Origin of the sequence: Mesobacillus boroniphilus, from assembly GCF_018424685.1 — a bacterium.
Taxonomy (GTDB): domain Bacteria; phylum Bacillota; class Bacilli; order Bacillales; family Cytobacillaceae; genus Mesobacillus; species Mesobacillus boroniphilus_A.
In genome coordinates, this window is record NZ_QTKX01000001.1 from 1,977,212 (window position 1) to 1,995,617 (window position 18,406).

General features: G+C 43.5%; 18 protein-coding genes. 6 read left to right on the top strand and 12 right to left on the bottom strand.

What is annotated here, in order from left to right:
• Positions 1 to 3: 3 nt before the first annotated feature.
• Entirely contained in the window at positions 4 to 969 is a 966-nt protein-coding gene (locus tag DYI25_RS10165) for an MBL fold metallo-hydrolase (protein WP_213368421.1), read from the bottom strand.
• Positions 970 to 1,525: 556 nt separating this feature from the next.
• On the opposite strand from DYI25_RS10165, the gene proC reads away from it, so the two are divergent.
• From proC to namA, 3 genes are all read left to right on the top strand, one after another.
• Positions 1,526 to 2,371 carry a pyrroline-5-carboxylate reductase gene (gene proC, locus DYI25_RS10170; RefSeq protein WP_213368423.1) on the top strand — a complete coding sequence of 282 codons (846 nt, stop codon included), beginning with the start codon at positions 1,526 to 1,528 and terminating at the stop codon, positions 2,369 to 2,371.
• A 60-nt stretch (positions 2,372 to 2,431) separates the two neighbouring features.
• Complete coding sequence (locus DYI25_RS10175; RefSeq protein WP_213368425.1) at positions 2,432 to 3,577, top strand: glycosyltransferase; 1,146 nt, start codon at positions 2,432 to 2,434, stop codon at positions 3,575 to 3,577.
• 81 nt (positions 3,578 to 3,658) lie between these two features.
• Positions 3,659 to 4,681: an NADPH dehydrogenase NamA gene (gene namA, locus DYI25_RS10180; protein ID WP_213368427.1), complete on the top strand. Its 1,023-nt coding sequence runs from the start codon at positions 3,659 to 3,661 to the stop codon at positions 4,679 to 4,681.
• Between the two features lie 219 nt (positions 4,682 to 4,900).
• Here namA and DYI25_RS10185 read toward each other — a convergent pair whose 3' ends face one another.
• The 6 genes from DYI25_RS10185 to rnz all read right to left on the bottom strand — a co-directional run bounded on the left by DYI25_RS10185 (position 4,901) and on the right by rnz (position 10,115).
• Positions 4,901 to 5,521, bottom strand: a complete 621-nt coding sequence (locus tag DYI25_RS10185) for a class I SAM-dependent methyltransferase (RefSeq protein WP_213368429.1) — start codon at positions 5,519 to 5,521, stop codon at positions 4,901 to 4,903.
• 118 nt (positions 5,522 to 5,639) lie between these two features.
• Entirely contained in the window at positions 5,640 to 7,778 is a 2,139-nt protein-coding gene (locus tag DYI25_RS10190) for a heavy metal translocating P-type ATPase (RefSeq protein ID WP_213368431.1), read from the bottom strand.
• Positions 7,771 to 8,139 (bottom strand): ArsR/SmtB family transcription factor, encoded by a 369-nt coding sequence (locus DYI25_RS10195; RefSeq protein ID WP_213368433.1) that lies wholly within the window; start codon positions 8,137 to 8,139, stop codon positions 7,771 to 7,773. Before DYI25_RS10195 ends, DYI25_RS10190 begins: the two co-directional genes overlap by 8 nt.
• A 104-nt stretch (positions 8,140 to 8,243) precedes the next feature.
• Positions 8,244 to 8,528, bottom strand: a complete 285-nt coding sequence (locus tag DYI25_RS10200) for a hypothetical protein (RefSeq protein WP_213368435.1) — start codon at positions 8,526 to 8,528, stop codon at positions 8,244 to 8,246.
• A 91-nt stretch (positions 8,529 to 8,619) separates the two neighbouring features.
• Positions 8,620 to 9,168, bottom strand: coding sequence for a histidine phosphatase family protein (locus DYI25_RS10205; RefSeq protein WP_213368437.1), 549 nt, complete (start codon positions 9,166 to 9,168; stop codon positions 8,620 to 8,622).
• Between the two features lie 17 nt (positions 9,169 to 9,185).
• Positions 9,186 to 10,115: a ribonuclease Z gene (gene rnz, locus DYI25_RS10210; RefSeq protein WP_213368439.1), complete on the bottom strand. Its 930-nt coding sequence runs from the start codon at positions 10,113 to 10,115 to the stop codon at positions 9,186 to 9,188.
• 291 nt (positions 10,116 to 10,406) lie between these two features.
• Here rnz and zwf point away from each other — a divergent pair, with 291 nt between their 5' ends.
• Positions 10,407 to 11,873, top strand: coding sequence for a glucose-6-phosphate dehydrogenase (zwf, locus tag DYI25_RS10215; RefSeq protein WP_249745409.1), 1,467 nt, complete (start codon positions 10,407 to 10,409; stop codon positions 11,871 to 11,873).
• Between the two features lie 100 nt (positions 11,874 to 11,973).
• Here the strand turns inward: zwf and DYI25_RS10220 are convergent, their stop codons facing one another.
• Complete coding sequence (locus tag DYI25_RS10220; protein ID WP_213368443.1) at positions 11,974 to 12,180, bottom strand: zinc ribbon domain-containing protein; 207 nt, start codon at positions 12,178 to 12,180, stop codon at positions 11,974 to 11,976.
• 215 nt (positions 12,181 to 12,395) lie between these two features.
• Between DYI25_RS10220 and DYI25_RS10225 the strand changes: the two genes are divergently transcribed.
• The gene (locus DYI25_RS10225) at positions 12,396 to 13,130 is read left to right on the top strand and encodes a TIGR02206 family membrane protein (RefSeq protein ID WP_213368446.1); all 735 of its coding nucleotides are present in this window, start codon (positions 12,396 to 12,398) and stop codon (positions 13,128 to 13,130) included.
• A 156-nt stretch (positions 13,131 to 13,286) separates the two neighbouring features.
• Here DYI25_RS10225 and DYI25_RS10230 read toward each other — a convergent pair whose 3' ends face one another.
• From DYI25_RS10230 to DYI25_RS10240, 3 genes are all read right to left on the bottom strand, one after another.
• Complete coding sequence (locus tag DYI25_RS10230) at positions 13,287 to 14,030, bottom strand: alpha/beta hydrolase (protein ID WP_213368448.1); 744 nt, start codon at positions 14,028 to 14,030, stop codon at positions 13,287 to 13,289.
• 142 nt (positions 14,031 to 14,172) lie between these two features.
• Positions 14,173 to 15,582 (bottom strand): NADP-dependent phosphogluconate dehydrogenase, encoded by a 1,410-nt coding sequence (gndA, locus tag DYI25_RS10235; RefSeq protein WP_213368450.1) that lies wholly within the window; start codon positions 15,580 to 15,582, stop codon positions 14,173 to 14,175.
• Between the two features lie 131 nt (positions 15,583 to 15,713).
• On the bottom strand, positions 15,714 to 17,006 hold the full coding sequence (locus DYI25_RS10240) for a DNA polymerase IV (RefSeq protein ID WP_213368453.1): 1,293 nt from the start codon (positions 17,004 to 17,006) through the stop codon (positions 15,714 to 15,716).
• A gap of 175 nt (positions 17,007 to 17,181) precedes the next feature.
• Here DYI25_RS10240 and DYI25_RS10245 point away from each other — a divergent pair, with 175 nt between their 5' ends.
• On the top strand, positions 17,182 to 17,646 hold the full coding sequence (locus tag DYI25_RS10245) for a methyl-accepting chemotaxis protein (RefSeq protein ID WP_342032492.1): 465 nt from the start codon (positions 17,182 to 17,184) through the stop codon (positions 17,644 to 17,646).
• Between the two features lie 167 nt (positions 17,647 to 17,813).
• Here DYI25_RS10245 and DYI25_RS10250 read toward each other — a convergent pair whose 3' ends face one another.
• A complete protein-coding gene (locus DYI25_RS10250) occupies positions 17,814 to 18,296 on the bottom strand; it encodes a chemotaxis protein CheW (protein ID WP_213368455.1) in 483 nt (160 codons plus the stop codon).
• Positions 18,297 to 18,406: the final 110 nt, after the last annotated feature.

Sequence of the window (18,406 nt, forward strand, 5' to 3'; positions counted from 1 at the left end):
ACCTCATTTTGCTGTATAAACGAAGGAGGTTCCTTCTTCCCTGACAGACACTGCGCCAAGGGAATATAAATAATCAAGTTGTCCCATTGTTTCAGAAATGGTTAAATTCAATTCACGCTCATAGACTGTCGGGAAGAGCAGTTTGCAAATCTCAAATACGGTCAGTTCCCTGCCTTCAAGCATTCCCCTTACCTGCATGGCCCGGTCATGCTGGCGGGCGAGCCTTTTTTCTATCAGGCTTTGCAATTCTGTTATCTCCGTTCCATGTCCGGTGTATACTAGTCCAATCGGGTACTGCTGCAGTTTTTTCAATGACGAGTTATATTGGACCTGCGGCTTCGGCCTATCTCTTTCGCCTGGCAGCGGCGGCTCAAGTAATGGGTTGGGTGAGATCCCTGCAAGTATCGTATCCCCGGCAATCATTGTGCCGTCTTTTTCACGCAAGAGCACGATATGGCTTTGGGCATGTCCCGGTGTCTCGATCACCCTCCAACCTGTCAGTCCCGGCGGAACATCATTTTCCAGAATAGTCCCAGTCAATGAGCGATTGCAAGAAAATACTAATGTCTTCTTCATTACTTTCATCGATGGCACAAAATATTGTTCTGGTATTGCTGATTGTAAAAAGAATTTCTCATAAAATTCCTGATGTTCCTTCTCGAACTCTGAAGTCCTGTTGATCCACCTTTCATTCGACGGATGGCCATATACGTCAAGGCCTGGTGAAAAGTAGTCCAGCATTCCTACATGATCCGGATGATCATGAGTCAGGATAACCTGCTCAATGTCCTCCGGCTTCAGTTTTAAATCGGCCAACTGCGATTTGAACGACTCCCAGGATTCCTCTGTTTTCGTTCCCGCGTCAACAAGTGTCAACCTGTCCCCTTTTATTAAATATGCGTTCACATCACCGACCGGGAAGGGCGTCGGCAAAGTCAGTTTGGCAATTCCATCTTTCCATTCAGCCATATTATCTATACACCCCAAAACATTATTTTTCTATAAGATAAAAGGATTGTCTGTTCAAGAAATCATTCAACTTTATAGCCCTTTGTATTTTATCAATATAAAATTAAGTTTACCTTTAAAAAGGTCAAATGTCATTATATACACACTTCGTTTTCAGAAAAAACTAAAAACTTATCAATTTACTCTTGACATAAGGGTTGTCTTTCTTGCATAATCACTATTAAAATTTCGTAAAATCTTAAAAAAGCATTTGAGCAAGACGAGTAGACAGGAATGGTGCCAGAGAGTGGAGTCCACCGGCTGAAAGACTCCGCAACCCTCTTCATGTTGAACCCTACCTTGCGAGCTGCCAGGCAAACCTGGACGTATACCGGCGTTAACGGGTGTTGAGCTGCACTTTTTTGGCGTTGGCCGAAGAAGTGAATGAAGGTGGTACCACGGAAGCATGGCCTTTCGTCCTTTTTGGATGAAGGGTCTTTTTGTTTTTCTGTTGCCAGTACAGAAGTCTCGTACCGAATGCACAAAAAAAGAAACAAATATTATGGAGGCGATCTTGATGAAGAAGCTTGTTTTTGTTGGAGCAGGTTCAATGGCAGAAGCGATGATTTCCGGAATAGGGGCAAGCGGGCTTCTTCCGGGAGAGCAAATTTGGGTGACAAATAAACAGGATACTGACAGATTGAAAACACTGGAGCAGAAATATGGAATCAAAGCGACATATGATTCGGGTATGCTTTTTGAAAATGCGGATGCAGTCGTCCTGGCAATGAAACCAAAGGATGCAGCAGCTGCGATTGAGGAAATCAAATCTAATTTATTTGAAGGAATGCTTGTCATTTCCGTCCTCGCTGGCGTGTCAATTGAGGCAATTGAGGCAGCAGCAGGAAAATCGCTGGCCGTGGCAAGGGTAATGCCAAACACCTCGGCTGCGATTGGCAAATCGGCAACTGCCCTGGCAGTAAACTCCCATGTGAGTGAAGCGCAAAAGATGCTTGTGCAGGAGCTTTTTAACACAATCGGTCTGACGACAATCGTTGAGGAATATCAGCTTGACGCAGTCACAGGACTATCTGGAAGCGGACCAGCCTATATTTATTACCTTGTTGAAGCAATGGAAATTAGCGCTGCGGAAATTGGGCTCGAAAAACAAACCGCAAAGCAGCTGATCATCCAGACACTCCTCGGGGCAGCCGAGATGTTAACGAAGTCGGATAAGGAGCCTGCCCAGCTCCGCTTTGAGGTGACCAGCCCTGGAGGTACAACCGAAGCAGGCATCAGCATTCTTGAACAGCACGGCGTCCAAACTGCTTTCGTATCCTGCATTAAAGAAGCCACAGCCCAATCAAAAAGGCTCGGCCACCTGCTTGGCAATGAACTTGCAGCCGCAAACCGCCCCCTTTAAAATTGCAAACTGCCCCACTGTTTCTCTACAATGGAGAAAAACAACAGGGACGTGCGTTCAATGCTTATAATTTTATTGTCTTTGACTCTGCTCATCTGGGTTGCCGCAACCATTGACGCTTCGCTTGGGTTTAGAAAGCTTAACTCACTTGAGAAAGCTGACGGTATTACCGAAGGACCGTTGCTAAGCGTAATTGTAGCTGCCCGGAATGAAGAGAAACATATTCTACAAAGCATTCGTACCCAACTGGTGCAAACCTACAAAAATACCGAGTGGATCCTGGTCAATGACCGATCCGATGATGGTACCGGTAAAGTGATGGAAAACCTGAAAAGCTCTGATTCGAGAATCAAAGTGATCCATATCGAGAGTTTGCCAGAAGGATGGCTCGGCAAGAACCACGCTCTCTATAAGGGCTACCAACTCGCGTCAGGCAACTTAATCTTATTTACAGATGCTGATGTTTTGTATCATCAGGAGGCTTTTTCAAAAGCTATTGGATATTTCGAGAAACACAGACTCGATCATTTGACCGCGGCCCCGAACCTTAGTGCAAAGCCCTTTTGGCTGAAGGCATTCGTTGCTTTCTTTCTATTCGGCTTTTCTTATTACAAGAGGCCGTGGCTTGGCAATAACCCTCGTTCGAAAACGGGAGTCGGAATCGGCGCATTCAATTTGATCACCAGATCGGCCTATGAAAAAGTCGGCACTCATGAATATATTAAGATGCGTCCAGATGATGATTTACAGTTGGGCATGATGGTAAAGCGACTGGGTCTCAAACAGCGGATTGTCACAGCGATGACGCTCATTGAAGTGGAATGGTACCAAAGCTTGAGAGATGCTTTAACTGGCCTGGAGAAAAACACCTTCGCCGGCCTTCATTACCGGATCAGCATGGTGCTATTTTCGGTGTTCGGTGTCTTTGTGTCCCAGGTCGTGCCTTTCTTCACTCTATTCTCAGATAATCAGGCGGTAGCAATCCTGAGTGCTGTTAATCTCGTATTCCTGGCTTTTCTTTATGTGATGGTAACCAAGAAGATGACCCGCTTTTCACCATGGCTGTTCCTTGTCCTGCCATTCACGGCCTTGCTGTTCATTTTCTCCATCCTGAGAGCCAGCTACCTGACTTTCAAAAGAGGCGGCATCATCTGGCGCGGAACGAAATATACGCTTGCGGAATTAAGAAAAAATACGTTGCGGTGAGTACAATTTTTTCCTTTCCTCGAGAAGCCCTGTTATACTTGAATTATATTTTGGATACCGAAATAAAAGGAGGCTTCTCGGTTGGAAAAGAAATTATTTTCCCCTTATAAACTAAAAGAAATTACCCTGAAAAACAGAATTGTCATGGCTCCGATGTGTATGTACTCATGTGAAAAAGAAGACGGGATTGTCACAGACTTTCATATGACGCACTATGTGAGCCGGGCTGTCGGCCAGGTGGGGTTGATCATTCTTGAGGCAACCGCGGTCACACCACAAGGCCGAATTTCCCATCATGACCTGGGTATCTGGAGCGATGAGCATGTGTCCGGTCTGACAAAATTAACTGAACAAATCAAGCAGAGCGGTGCAGCAGCTGGCATCCAGCTGGCACATGCCGGCCGGAAAGCAGCATTGCGTGATGAAATCATCGCTCCTTCTGCTATAGCTTTTGATGAAAAGTATAAAGAACCAAAGGCTATGACGGTTGATGAAATCAAGGAAACTGTCGAGGCGTTCAAGCTGGCTGCTGAGAGGTCAAAGCGTGCTGGTTTCGATGTAATTGAAATTCACGCTGCACATGGATATTTGATCAACCAGTTCCTTTCCCCTCTTACGAATAAACGTGAGGACGAATACGGCGGCACTGCAGAGAACCGCTTCCGCTTCCTCGGGGAAATCCTTGAAGAGGTAAAAACCGTATGGGATGGACCTCTGTTTGTCCGGGTTTCTGCATCCGACTACCAAGAAGATGGCCTGACGGTCGATGATTATGTAACGATTGGTTCATTGCTGAAAGAACTGGGGGTTGACTTGATTGATGTCAGCTCAGGTGCAGTTGTACCAGCCAGAATCCATGCATATCCAGGATACCAGGTTAAATTCGCTGAAAAAATCAAGCATGAAGCCGGTGTGGCTACTGGCGCGGTCGGATTGATCACGACCGGGATCCAGGCAGAAGAAATCCTCCAGAATGATCGTGCAGATTTAATTTTCATCGCCCGCGAACTGCTGCGAGATCCATACTGGCCCAGAACAGCAGCCAAGGAGCTCGGAACAAGCATCGAATCTCCTGAGCAGTATAAACGAGGATGGATATTCTAATATGAAAAGCCGGCATGCTGATGCCGGCTTTAATGTTTTTCCTACTCTGGTCGATATATTTGCGAATGTGCTCGATATATTCAAAAATCCGCTGATATATTTCAAAATGTGGTCGATATAACCGAAAATCCGCTGATATATTTTAATATGTGGTCGATATAGTATAAGGATTGATTCTGATAAGGCAAATTGAAAGACTCCCTTCTGCCAGCTGAACCGTTATACAACTTTTTTCAGCAAAATCCTTCGGTACATATTCCCGAACATGACTCCTTGATCAGAAAGCAGCCTGATATTTTCTTTTTTCGTTTGGCAGACCTCTTCAAAAGATACGCCGATATCCGTTCCAAGGACCTTGATTACATGCCTAATAGCTTTTTTGGCGATTGACATTTTTTTGCCCGGCTCAGCAAATTTATCAAATATCAGCACCAAGCCACCCTTCCGGCAAACTCTCGACATCTCGGAAAATGCTTTTTTGCTGTCTGGAACTACGGATAAAATCAAACTTCCAACGACATAATCAAAGGTGTCGTCGTCGAAATCAAGCTGCTGGGCATCCATTTGCAAAAAAGTAATCTTCGAGTTTTGGTATTTATCCTTTGCTTTTTGAAGCATATCTTCCGAATAATCGATTGCGGTGATTTCCAATTGTTCATAGGGCAATCTATCGATGTCAGCACCTGTGCCTACCCCAACGAACAGCACCTTTTCTCCGGGCTGGAAGTGAATATCTTTAAACAATTTTTCTCTTGCCCTTGAAAAAGAGCCAGCATTGAAAATCGTATCATATATTGGCGCCCAGCCTTTGTAAATGACTTTATTCCAAGAGTTTTTCATATTAACCACTCCAGCCCGAATGATTTTAAGCTTTTTAAAAAACGTTAAACCTTCTTTGCTTTAGTATTAAATTGAAGGCATTCATCCCAACTAGCAACCTGGCATTAATGATCTCCAATTAAGATTTATCCTTGACTCTCAAAAGCCTCAATCCGTTCAGTGTAACAATCAGGGTCGCGCCCATATCGGCGAAAATCGCGATCCATAGGGTGAGCCAGCCAGGGATGACCAATAGCAGTGCCAGCAATTTCACGCCAATTGAGAATGCGATGTTTTGCTTGATGATTCCCAGAGTTTTGCGGCTCAATTTAATCGTGAACGGCAGCTTTTTCAAGTCATCTGCCATCAGGGCGATATCGGCGGTTTCAAGTGCCGTATCAGTACCTGCTCCTCCCATCGCGACTCCAACTGACGCCGCGGCAAGTGCAGGTGCGTCATTGATGCCATCTCCGACCATCGCGACTTTTCCGTGGTTTTTCTGCAAGGCTTTTATAAAATTGAGCTTATCTTCAGGGAGCAAATCGGATTCAATATCAGACACACCAGCCTGGCTGCCAATCGCATCTGCGGTTCCTTTGTTGTCCCCAGTCAGCATGATTGTTTTTTCAATACCAAGATCATGCAGACGAGAAACGACTTCCCTGCTCGACTCTCTTACTTCATCGGCAACCGCGATTAAAGCAAGTACATGAGAATCAACTCCCGCAACCATTACTGTTTTACCCTCAGACTGCAGGCGTGAAATTTCATTAGCAACCACAGCAGGAATTCCACCTTCGATGATTTCTTCAAGGTATTTAGGACTGCCGATATAATAAGCAATTCCGTCGACAGTTCCCTTCAATCCTTTACCTGTTACTGATGTGAAATCTTCGATTACTTTATCCATGTACGGTACTGCGTCTGCTTCTGCCTTGCGGACAATCGCAGAGGCAAGTGGGTGCTGAGATTTATTTTCTAGGGCGGCGATTACTGCAAAAAGACCGCTTGAATTCTCACCAGATAGCATTTTAAAATCGGTAACAGCCGGCACTCCTTTTGTGAGTGTCCCAGTCTTATCAAAGGCGATTGCTTTCAGTGCACCCATTTCCTCAAGGTGGATGCCACCCTTTACAAGCACGCCATTTTTAGCGGCATTGCCAATCGCTGTCACAATTGAAACTGGTGTTGAAATGACAAGCGCGCACGGACAGCCGACAACAAGGACGGCCAGGCCTTGATAAATCCATTCGCTCCAACCTGCGCCGAAGAAAAGCGGAGGTACGATAGCGACCAAAAATGCGACAAGGATTATAATCGGCGTGTAATATTTGGCGAAGCGGTCAACGAAAGCTTGGGAAGGAGCCTTTTCCGCCTGTGCCTCTTCGACAAGGTGAATGATTTTCGCGATCGTGGTGTCATCGACCAATTTAGTGATTTTCACCTCGATGAGGCCTTCCCCATTCAACGTGCCAGCAAACACCTCATCACCTACATTTTTATCAGCTGGTACAGACTCCCCTGTAATTGCCGCCTGGTTTACAGATGAGAATCCAACAACTACTTCCCCATCCATGGCAATTTTCTCGCCTGGTTTTACAATCATGATATCTCCGACTACTATTTCATTTACATTAATGCTGTATTCCCTGCCTTTTCGGCGGACCAGCGCTTCTTTTGGTGCGATATCCATTAACGAACGAATCGAGGCTCTTGCCTTATCCATTGAATATCTCTCAAGCACTTCACTAATCGCAAACAAAATAACAACGACGGCACCTTCGCTCCATTCTCCAATGATGGCAGCACCGATGATGGCAACAGTCATCAGTGCCCTCATGTCAAAATCGAGCTTGAGAAGATTCTTTATCCCACTCTTAAATAGGGAGTAGCCACCTACTATAATGGCTCCTAAAAATAATAAGATGGACGGCAAACTTTCTTCACCATAATTAAACTGGAAAAAATACGCGGCAATGATCATAACTAAGCTGACCAGTACCGTAGAGTTTTCCTGCCAGAACGGTTTCTTTTTTTCGGGGATAATCTCTGCTTTATCCGGGTATAACCGCAGGTTCTCAAATGCACCAGCTTGCTCCAGTTCTTCAATGGAGGCTTTACCGAAAACAGTCAGCTTGGAAGCGCCAAAATTAACTTTTGCATCAAAAACACCATCCAGGTGTTTTACGTTCGTTTCGAACTTTCCGGCACAGCTAGCTCAGGTGAAGCCCTGTACCCGGTATATTGTTTTCTCACCAGATTGCGCTGCTTCAGTCATTCAAATCCATCTCCTTTTGATGTTCAAACGCTAAGTGAATCAATTGCTTCACATGGTCATCCACAAGTGAATAATAAACAAGCTTCCCTTCCTTGCGGTATTTAGCGAGCCCAAGATTTTTCAACAGCCTCAGATGGTGTGAAGCAGTTGCAGTGGACGAGTTTACGACCGCTGCTACATCACAAACACAAAGCTCTTTGCCTACATATAGTGAGTATGCGATTTTAATCCTTGTTTCATCTGATAAAGCTTTGAATATTTTTGCTGCTTCAGATGTATTTTGTTCCTTTAACTCAGCAGCTACCTGTTCAACTTTATCATCATGGACGCAATTGACCTGACAGACATCCTGCTCCTTCAACGCTCTCACCCTCATTCAAATGTTCATTTGACTATATCATATTCAAACAACCGTTTGATTGTCAAACAAAAATAAAAAACCAGGATATCTCCCGGTTTTAAAGCTTAGGCTATTTCCTCGTTCTGGCGGTCGGCAACCTTTTTAAAGTAAAATCCTAATTTCACAAGACCAACTGCAATCAAAGAAAAAATCATATTAAAGAAAACGGCAAATATCGCAAGGTCCATCACTTCAAAGATGACTGCATAAAATAATCCGGCTAAGCCAAATAGTGAGATCGTGATGAGAAAATGCATCCTTGGAAAAAGAAAGGTGATGATTCCACTAAACAACAGAACAAGTGAACCCATGATAAATAAATGAAGACCGAATAAAAGCAAAAACTCCAAAATAATTCCCCCAGTATTCGTGTTGTCGTTTTGATAGAAATGGTTCCACCACTTTCCAATTCCCTCTGGGTTCCTTTTTAAACTGAAAAATCTAAATTCGGTCATCCCATATTCGATTAAGCATCGTTTCTTCGCTGGAAACGACGAGTTCGAATACATCCGGATTTGTCATTTCCATAAGGCAGTCGTATCCGAAGCTTTCATTGAAATACCTCATAAGCAATGTAGTCATGTTACCATGGCTCACTAGTAAAATGTGGTCATGTTCTGAACATAATAAATCCTCAATCAATGTTTTGGCGCGATTCATCGCAGCTGAATGGGATTCTCCTCCTTCAAATACAAGCTTAAAATCCTCAAAGCTTTGCTTTAGCTTATCACGCCAGTCCTCAAAATTGACCGTGCTCAGCACTCTTTCTCCGAGTCTGTCATCTTCAAGAACTCTTATTCTCCTTGAATCAGAAAGAGGTTTAATTGTATCGATAGCTCTTTTAAAAGGGCTCGAATAGATGATATCTATCTCTTTTTGCTTGAAAAAGTCAACTAGTGCCAGTGCCTGTTTCCTGCCCTGTTCAGTTAGAGGAGAGTCTTCAGGCTGGCCAGCCGCACTTGCATGACGTACAAGATAAATAGTTTTCAATCATAACACCCCTTTATTCATTCGTAATCATAAGGAACGGTGATTTCCATAAAATCTTCTGAGACAACCGTATTGGCAAACACAGTTCGTGCTTCCGCTTCAAGTTCCTTCCAGTCATTGCGGTCATACCTGGAGCTAATATGGGTTAGGCACAGCTTTTTTACATCCGCTCTCAGAGCTGTTTCTGCTGCCTGCAGAGTGGTCGAATGGAAATACTCATAAGCAAGTGTGTCTTCATCTGCTGCAAAAGTCGCTTCATGGACGAGAAGATCTGCATTTTGGGCAAGCAATTGGGCATTTGCACAAACCCTTGTGTCACCCAAAATCGTGATAACCCTCCCCTTTTGCGGTGGACCGACAAATTCATCAGGATCGATGACCGTTCCGTCGTCCAATATGACTTCTTCTCCATTCTTGATTTTCCTGTAGTCAGGACCCGGTTTTACCCCTGCGGCTTGAAGCTTGTCGGCAAGAAGAGTCCCGGGTCGATCCTTTTCCTTTACCCTATATCCATACGAAGGAATTCCATGCTCCAGCAGTTTTGCTTCAACGATAAACTGCTCATCTTCAAAAATGACACCTTCCTCCAGCTCGACGATTTCAATCGGATATTTTAAGTAGGATTTACTAATTTTCAAAGATACCTCAATATACTCTTTAATCCCGGGAGGGCCGTACACGGTAACCATTGACTCCCCTCCCTGGAAGGAACGGCTTGATAGCAATCCAGGCAGCCCATATATATGGTCTCCGTGCAGGTGGGTAATGAAGATTTTTTCAATCCTGCGTGGCTTTATGCTTGTATGTAAAATTTGATGTTGAGTTGCTTCTCCACAGTCAAACAGCCAAACAGCGCCCCGCTCCTCCAGCAATTTCAATGCGATTGAGGTCACATTCCTCAGCTTGGCTGGGACACCCGCACCTGTTCCAAGAAAAAAAACATCCATAATCCTGACATCCTCCCGTACAAAATACCTGCAATCCTTACAGGCATGTTCATTATTCCTTTCAATATATCACAACAGGCATTATTCATCTAAACCAAACGCTGGATTTAACCCATAAGGGGATAGTTCCAATCAATTGGAAGAAAACTAAGTATAGCTTAAACAGTTGCTAATTGTTCTCGAAAGGGATAAAATTTTGTATTTGTAGAGTGTTTTTTATACATACTTTTAAATTCACATAAAGAGAGGTTCTATATTGTGGCACAAACCGAAAAACCAACAGCTTTAATCATGATCTTCGGGGCTACGGGAGACCTGGCAAACCGTAAGTTATTTCCTTCCCTCTTTAATTTATTTGAAAAAGGAAAACTGGACAAATTTGCGGTAGTTGGCGTTGCACGCCGTACACTTTCCAATGAAGAATTCCAGCGGAAGGTAAAAGAATCTGTGAAGGAAAATGGGGAGACAGGTGCAGACATTGACGAGTTCGTCTCCAAGTTTTATTATCATTCCCATGACGTAACTGATTCAAGTTCTTATCTCGCGCTAGGAAAGCTTGCGGAAGAATTGGACAACCACTATGGACTTAATGGCAATAGAATTTTCTACCTGGCAATGGCTCCAGAATTCTTTGGAACAATTGCTGAGCATTTAAAGAAAGATAAGCTTACTGACGTATCTGGATTTAAGCGCCTTGTCATTGAAAAGCCATTTGGACATGATCTTGAGTCTGCCAAAGTGTTGAACAAGCAAATTCGGAAAGCTTTTTCTGAAGATGAAATCTATCGGATTGACCATTATCTTGGCAAGGAAATGGTTCAAAACATTGAGGTAATCCGTTTCGCGAATGCGATGTTCGAACCACTCTGGAATAACCGGTACATTTCCAATATCCAGGTGACATCAAGCGAAACGCTTGGAGTCGAAGAACGCGGACGATATTACGAGAAAAGCGGCGCTCTGCGCGATATGGTCCAGAATCATATGCTGCAAATGGTTTCTTTGCTTGCGATGGAACCGCCAATCAAGCTGACTACTGATGAAATCCGTTCGGAAAAAGTAAGAGTATTCCGTGCTCTCCGACCTGTAAAAGGCGAGGAAGTCACCGAATATTTTGTTCGCGGCCAATATGATAAAGGCGTCATGAATGAAACAGACGTCCCAGCATACCGCCAGGAGGAAATGGTCGACTCTGAATCCAATACTGAAACATATGTTGCAGGCAAACTGATGATCGATAACTTTCGCTGGGCTGGAGTTCCATTTTACATCCGTACAGGAAAAAGGATGATGGCAAAGTCGACAAAGATCGTAATCCAATTCAAAGATATCCCGATGAATTTGTATTACCAGCCGGAAAAGACGGTCAATCCAAACCTTTTGGTCATCCACATCCAACCAGAAGAAGGCATCACACTGCACCTTAACGCCAAAAAATCCGGCCAGGGTACAGAAGCTACACCTGTAAAACTGAATTACGCCAATAAAGGAATTGAAGGACTTAACACTCCTGAAGCATACGAAAAGATTCTTTACGATTCATTGCGCGGCGACGCAACGAATTTTACACATTGGGATGAAGTCGCATTGTCATGGAGCTTTGTTGATAATATTTCAGCTGTATGGGAAAGCACAAAAGAACCAAGCTTCCCTAACTACGCATCAGGTTCTATGGGCCCTGACGCAGCAGACAAATTGCTAGAGAAAGATGGATTCTTCTGGTGGCCAATCACTGAAATTGATGTAGAAAAATGCTAATATAAAGTGAAATCCCGCCCTGGCAACAGGCGGGATTTTTTTCTTAATTCAGCACAGGCGCTTGTCGGGGCTGAACAAGGCGCTTCCGCTTCTTGTTCGTTCACCCTCCGAAAAAGAAATCAAGGATATTCGATCCAGCAGATGCTTCTTTATTGTAAAACTCCGAGTATCCGCAATTCTTGCAGAAAACGACGGTGAACTGGTTATTTTGAATATCAAACATCTTGGACAAGCCCGTTCCCGTCATTGCCACATCCTTCTGCCCTGCATTCGTACTTCCGCATTTAATACACCCATTTCCATTCATTTATTCCAACTCCCTTTTTAAGCTATATTACATTTACGCATCTGGCAAAGATTGGTTTCACTTTTTTGCTTTTTCGAGCAGACCTCTGAACTGAAATGAAATAAAAACTCGTCATGCTCTTGTTTGTACAAGCAGTAAAGTTTACGAAGCCTACATAAAAGAAAGCTAAAAGGGATAACTTATGTTTGTTCTATTTTCAGACTAGAGGTGGAAACATGGAGTGGTTTGGTCACGGCAATAAAGCTTTCGATTTCGATATGTTTTCTGCGAGTCATTATGCGATACTGTCTATCTTTGTTTTGGTTAATACTATCATTTTTACTTATCGAAAGAAATTAAGTGATAAAAGATGGAGGAAAGCGGAGCTGGGAACAGCCCTGTCATTAATCTTGATTGAGATCACCAATCATATATGGATGTACAAGCATGCTGTCTGGAAATTAGGTCGGTCGATGCCCCTGGAATTATGTAATATAGGTCTCCTGCTCGCGATTGGTTTATTACTAACCAGGAAAAAAATATTATTTGAGCTTTTATTTTTCATTGCTTTATTAGGGGCAACACAAGCCATCATCACACCTGCATTAACCTATGATTTTCCCCATTTCCGCTTTTTCCACTTTTTCTATGCCCATCTGATGATTGTGTGGGTAACCCTTTATTTCTTATGGGCAAAAGGGTATTACCCAACATTCAGTTCTGTTATAAAAGTTGTTCTATTTATCAATCTGCTATTGCCTGCGATCCTGTTCATTAATAAGATAGCTGACGGAAACTATTGGTTTTTACGCCATAAACCCAAAAGTCCAAGCTTCATGGATTTACTCGGACCTTATCCCTGGTACATTTTTTCTTTAGAAAGTTTATTGGTCTTTTTATGTTTAATTGTATGGCTCTGTTTGCGGAGTAGGCTAAAAAGAGAAGAAAACACTTCTTATTCTGAGTCTTGATTACAGAAATTTTTCGGGGACATGTCCAGGCATTTTTACGAGGAGATTTCTGACTCGATTTGCATTAACATTTTTTATGAAAAAGGCAACGAAATAAAAAAGCTTGTGATAGAAAAAAGTACTTTCTCCACAAGCTGGAAGACATTCACTTATCTTTTAAAGTATTTTTTTGATGAACTCAAGCGTTTTATCAATTATGATTTTCTGGTCGTTGTCCAGGGTAGCTACATGGTAACTTTCTTTCATATGATGAATTTCCTTTGTTTCAGAGCTGATATGATCAAAAATAGTTTGCGAATTATCAGGCGGGACAACATGGTCATCGTCTGAAACAAAAATTAAGGCTGGACAAGAAACCTTCGACAGATCTTCTTTTACTACTTTCATAAAGGGCAATATTTCTTTAATGGATTGAACCGGAGTTTTTTCGTATGCAAGCTCCGTTACTCCCAGCTTCTTGATGTCGGAACCGATAGCATCCAGGAACCTTGTCCCTTCTAGCTGGAGGACAGGCTTCATTGCCGGTATGTCAATAGCCGCATTAATCAGGACAATCCCCCTGACCTCAGGATATTTTTCAGCCATATACAAGGTCAGCGTTCCGCCCATTGACAGGCCTGTTACAAAAATCGTATCACACCGTTCTTTTAACCACTGGAACCCTTCTTCTACCGACGCAACCCAATCCTGATAGGTTGTTTGTTCCAGGTCTTCATAATGTGTGCCATGACCTTTCAATCGAGGGCCGCAAACTGTGTATCCTTGAGCAGCATATGCCTCACCCAATGGCCTCATACTCTGTGTAGAGCCTGTAAAACCATGCGACACCAATATACCTACAGAGTTTCCTTCATAAAAAAACGGTTCTGCTCCTTCAAGCACTTGATAACTTTCTGCCATACTCAATCCCTCCAACCTTTAATATCACTTAAGGTTTTCGACCACCCTTTTTGGAAACCCTGCATGCTTTTTTAATAATCTTCAATTTCCTCTATATAAAAGCAAAAACACAGCGAAACACGAAGTCCGCTGTGCTGCTTTCTTATTCCATCCACTCAGTGTGGAAGATTCCTTCTTTATCGATGCGCTGATAAGTATGGGCGCCGAAATAATCGCGCTGGGCCTGAATCAGGTTGGCCGGCAAAGTTTCTGTTCTATAGCTGTCAAAGTATGAAAGTGCAGCCGAGAAGCTTGGCACTGGAATACCGTTCATGACCGCAGCTGAAATAATTTCCCGTAATGACTGCTGGTAACTTTCTGCGATTTCCTTGAAATATGGATCGAGCAGCAGGTTTTTCAGTGCCGGATCGCGGTCATATGCTTCCTTGATTTTTTGAAGGAACTGAGCTCTGATAATGCAGCCTCCACGGAAGATCATCGCGATATCGCCATAATTTAAATCCCAGCCATATTCTTCGGATGCAGCTCTCATTTGCGCGAAGCCTTGTGCGTAAGAACAAATTTTACTCAAATAAAGCGCCTTGCGGATTGACTCAATGAATGCCTCACGGTCACCATTAAATGGCGTTGCTTCCGGGCCAGAGAGTACTTTGCTGGCTTCCACACGCTCTTGCTTCATTGCGGAGATAAAGCGGGCAAATACCGATTCTGTGATGATTGGCAGCGGCACTCCAAGATCGAGCGCACTCTGGCTTGTCCATTTTCCAGTACCTTTTTGGCCAGCGGTATCAAGAATCATATCGACAAGTGGTTTGCCTGTCTCATCATCCTTCTTTGTAAAAATATCAGCCGTTATTTCGATCAAATAGCTATCAAGCTCACCTTTGTTCCATTCGGCAAACACTTCATGCAGCTCTTCAGCACTTAATCCAAGAACATGCTTCAGCATAAAATAGGATTCAGAAATTAGCTGCATGTCACCGTATTCGATTCCGTTGTGTACCATTTTCACATAATGTCCTGCACCATCCGGGCCAATGTAAGTGGTGCAAGCTTCACCATTAACCTTAGCAGCGATATCTTGGAAAATTGGTGCTACCAGGTCATACGCTTCTTTTTGTCCGCCAGGCATGATAGAAGGTCCGTGAAGCGCGCCTTCCTCCCCGCCCGATACACCTGTACCGATGAAGTGAAGACCAAGCTCGCTCAATTCCTGGTTTCGGCGCTGGGTATCTGCAAAATATGTATTACCGCCGTCAATGATGATATCGCCCTTTTCCAGATGAGGCTTTAATTGCTCGATTGTCGCGTCCGTCGCTGCGCCAGCTTTGACCATCAGCAGGATCTTCCGCGGTTTTTCAAGCGATTGAACAAATTCCTCAATAGAATAAGTTCCGACGATCTTCTTCCCCTTTGTTTCCTCAAGCATTTCATCCGTCTTTTCTCTTGAGCGGTTATATACTGATACAGAATAACCTCTGCTTTCGATATTCATTGCCAGGTTTTTTCCCATGACAGCGAGACCAATGACACCGATTTGCTGTTTTGACATATTTCTGCTCCTCCTTTATAGAACTGTTTTATCAAATCATACACACTAATTTAACAAGGTATATATGAGGTTGCAAACAATCTGGTTTGTTCCACTTGATTTTGACTTAACCTAATAACGATAAACGTCCATTAAACATCTTTTTTCTCATTATCATTTTTTCCTCTACGGTCCTGAAGGAAATCCTTATTAAAGCTTGTCCCCGCCCCGGTATTATCCTTTGATGGAGGCCTTTTCACCTGTGAACCAGCACTCTCAATGATCCTTTTACCGTATTTCTCACGCAGCTGGCTCATCGTATTGATTAGCGGCTCCTTCTTTGCATCCTGCTCATAAGAGAATAGATCAAGCTGCTTGACTGCTTTGTCCGCTTCAAGCAGGTCCGTGCCCGTAATCCCTAGCAGCCGGATAGGGTCTCCATTCCAATGCTTCAGAAAAAGCGCTTTGGCGGCCAAGGCTATTTCATCCTGCTTCGATACAGGATTCTGCAGTTTCTGGCTCCGGGTGATCGTCTTCCTGTCCTTGAATCGGATCATCACACTGATGGTGGTGGCGACCGCTTCCTTCCTCTTCATCCTCGCAGCTACTTGCTCCGACAATCTATCAAGAACTTTCAGGAGCTCGTGCTGATTTGAAATGTCACGTGGCAGAGTAGTCGAATTGCCGATGCTTTTAAAATCGTACACAGAATCCGGATCCACTTGGCGATTGTCCTGGCCATTTGCTCTTTCTTTCAATCTTAATCCGTTGATGCCTAACAGTCCTTTTAGCTGAATTTCATTTGCTAACGCCAGGCCGCCAATAGTATCGATTCCAATACTTTTTAGTTTGTCCGCTGTTTTTGTTCCTACTCCATGCATTTCCCCGACCTCGAACGGCCAGAGAACCGTGGGAATGTCTCGCTTTCTTAAAACTGTAATTCCCATTGGTTTCTTCATATCTGAAGCTGTTTTCGCCAGGAATTTATTTGGAGCAACACCAATGCTGCACGGCAAATCAAGCTGCTCAAGAATTCTTTTTTGGATGCTTTCAGCTATCTCCAGAGGCGCTCCAAGATCGGAACAATCCGTTATATCCATATATCCTTCATCAATGGAAACGGGCTCGACAACCTCTGTGTACTGTCGCAAAATATCAAACATAGCAGCTGAAGCTGTGCGATATCTGTCAAAGTTCGGTTTTTTTATGATTAACTCCGGGCAAAGTTTTTTGGCTTCCCATAACGGCATTGTCGTACGGACGCCGAATTTCCTGGCTTCATAACTGCAAGTGACAATGATTCCGCGTCTTTCTTCAGGATTGCCTGCAATCGCCAGTGGCTTGCCCTTCAATTCAGGATCATAAGCCGCTTCTACTGAGGCATAGAAGCTGTTCATGTCAACATGCAGAATGACTTTGCCCTTTTTTGGATACAATTCTTTCATGATCCCACTTCCCAAATATACGTTCCCTTCTATTTTATCAAAAATACTTCCACATTACTTATATCAAGATTGATTTTGAACCTAAGCCAGTTTTGAACTTTATGTGAAGAAATAGGGCAATACGCTTAATACTTTCTTAAAATACCCGGTAAATAACTATAAGGATATAGAAAAAGTGGGGGAGTTTTTATGCAGCATTGGTCTATTGGAAGAAATCATCACCGATATTTCAAATCAAACCAATTTACTGGCATTAAATGCTGCAATTGAAGCGGCAAGAGCTGGTGAGCATGGAAAAGTGTTCGGTGTCGTCGCCCAGGAGGTTCGCAAGCTCGCTGAACAATCAGCTGGGGCAGCAGACAGCATCCGCACCATCCTTGAGCAGACTGGGAAAGAAACAAATCAGGCTGTGAGTGTTATGAATGAAAGCCAGGCAACCGTACTAAAAGGCAATGAGCTTGTGGAGAAAGTTGCCACAATTTTCACAGAGATTGCCGAATCGATTGAGGAAGTAAGTTTAAATGGCAACACAGTAAGCGATGCAGTCATCAATGCTAATGAGAAGATGGAATCATGGCACAGTCTGCCAATGAAGTCATTACTGCATCCTCTAGATCCGCGTTATTCCTCGAGCAGGTAGCAGCAACAACAGAAGAACAAAATGCGACGATGCAGGAGCTTTTGGAATCGTCCAACAAGCTGTCAAGCATGGCCGAAGACCTGAGGAAATCGTTCTCCAGCTTTAAGCTGTAAGACAAAACAAGCTGACCCGAGGGGTCAGCTTGTTTCTTTCTAACACGACATTATCTAATTATGTACTTCTTGCTTTTGAGTCTTCATATATTCCTTTATTTCTTTGACGCCTTCAAGTGATTGGATCAATGTTTCCGGGTCAATCAACATAATCATCCGTTTGTCAAAAGTGGCCACACCCGTTATGAACCGTGTCTTCTGATATGCTACAAGGCCCGGCTGCTTAAGGTTTTCCGCAGGAATTTCAAGAATCTCCTTTGCATCCCTCACAAGTACACCCATTGAAATTTCTGCCGTTTCTATAACAATCAGCCTGGTTTTGTCTTCGACTTGAATATCCCGGTTGTAAAGCACCTTTTCCAGGTCAATAACCGGAATCAACTCTCCCCTTACTTTCGTGATGCCTGTTACATAATCAGGCATATGCGGGATCGCTGTCATCCCTTCCATCTTTTCAATGGAAACGACGTACAGAATCGGAAACGCATATTCTTCATTCCCCGCTTGAAACACTACCGTCTTATTGCTATCAGCCATAGGAGACCACATCCTTTTTAAATTTCTGTCTAACATTCTATGTAAAATGAGATTAATAATGTAATACGATGTAAATCATCATTCTAAATATAATATCGGATTCTTTACGG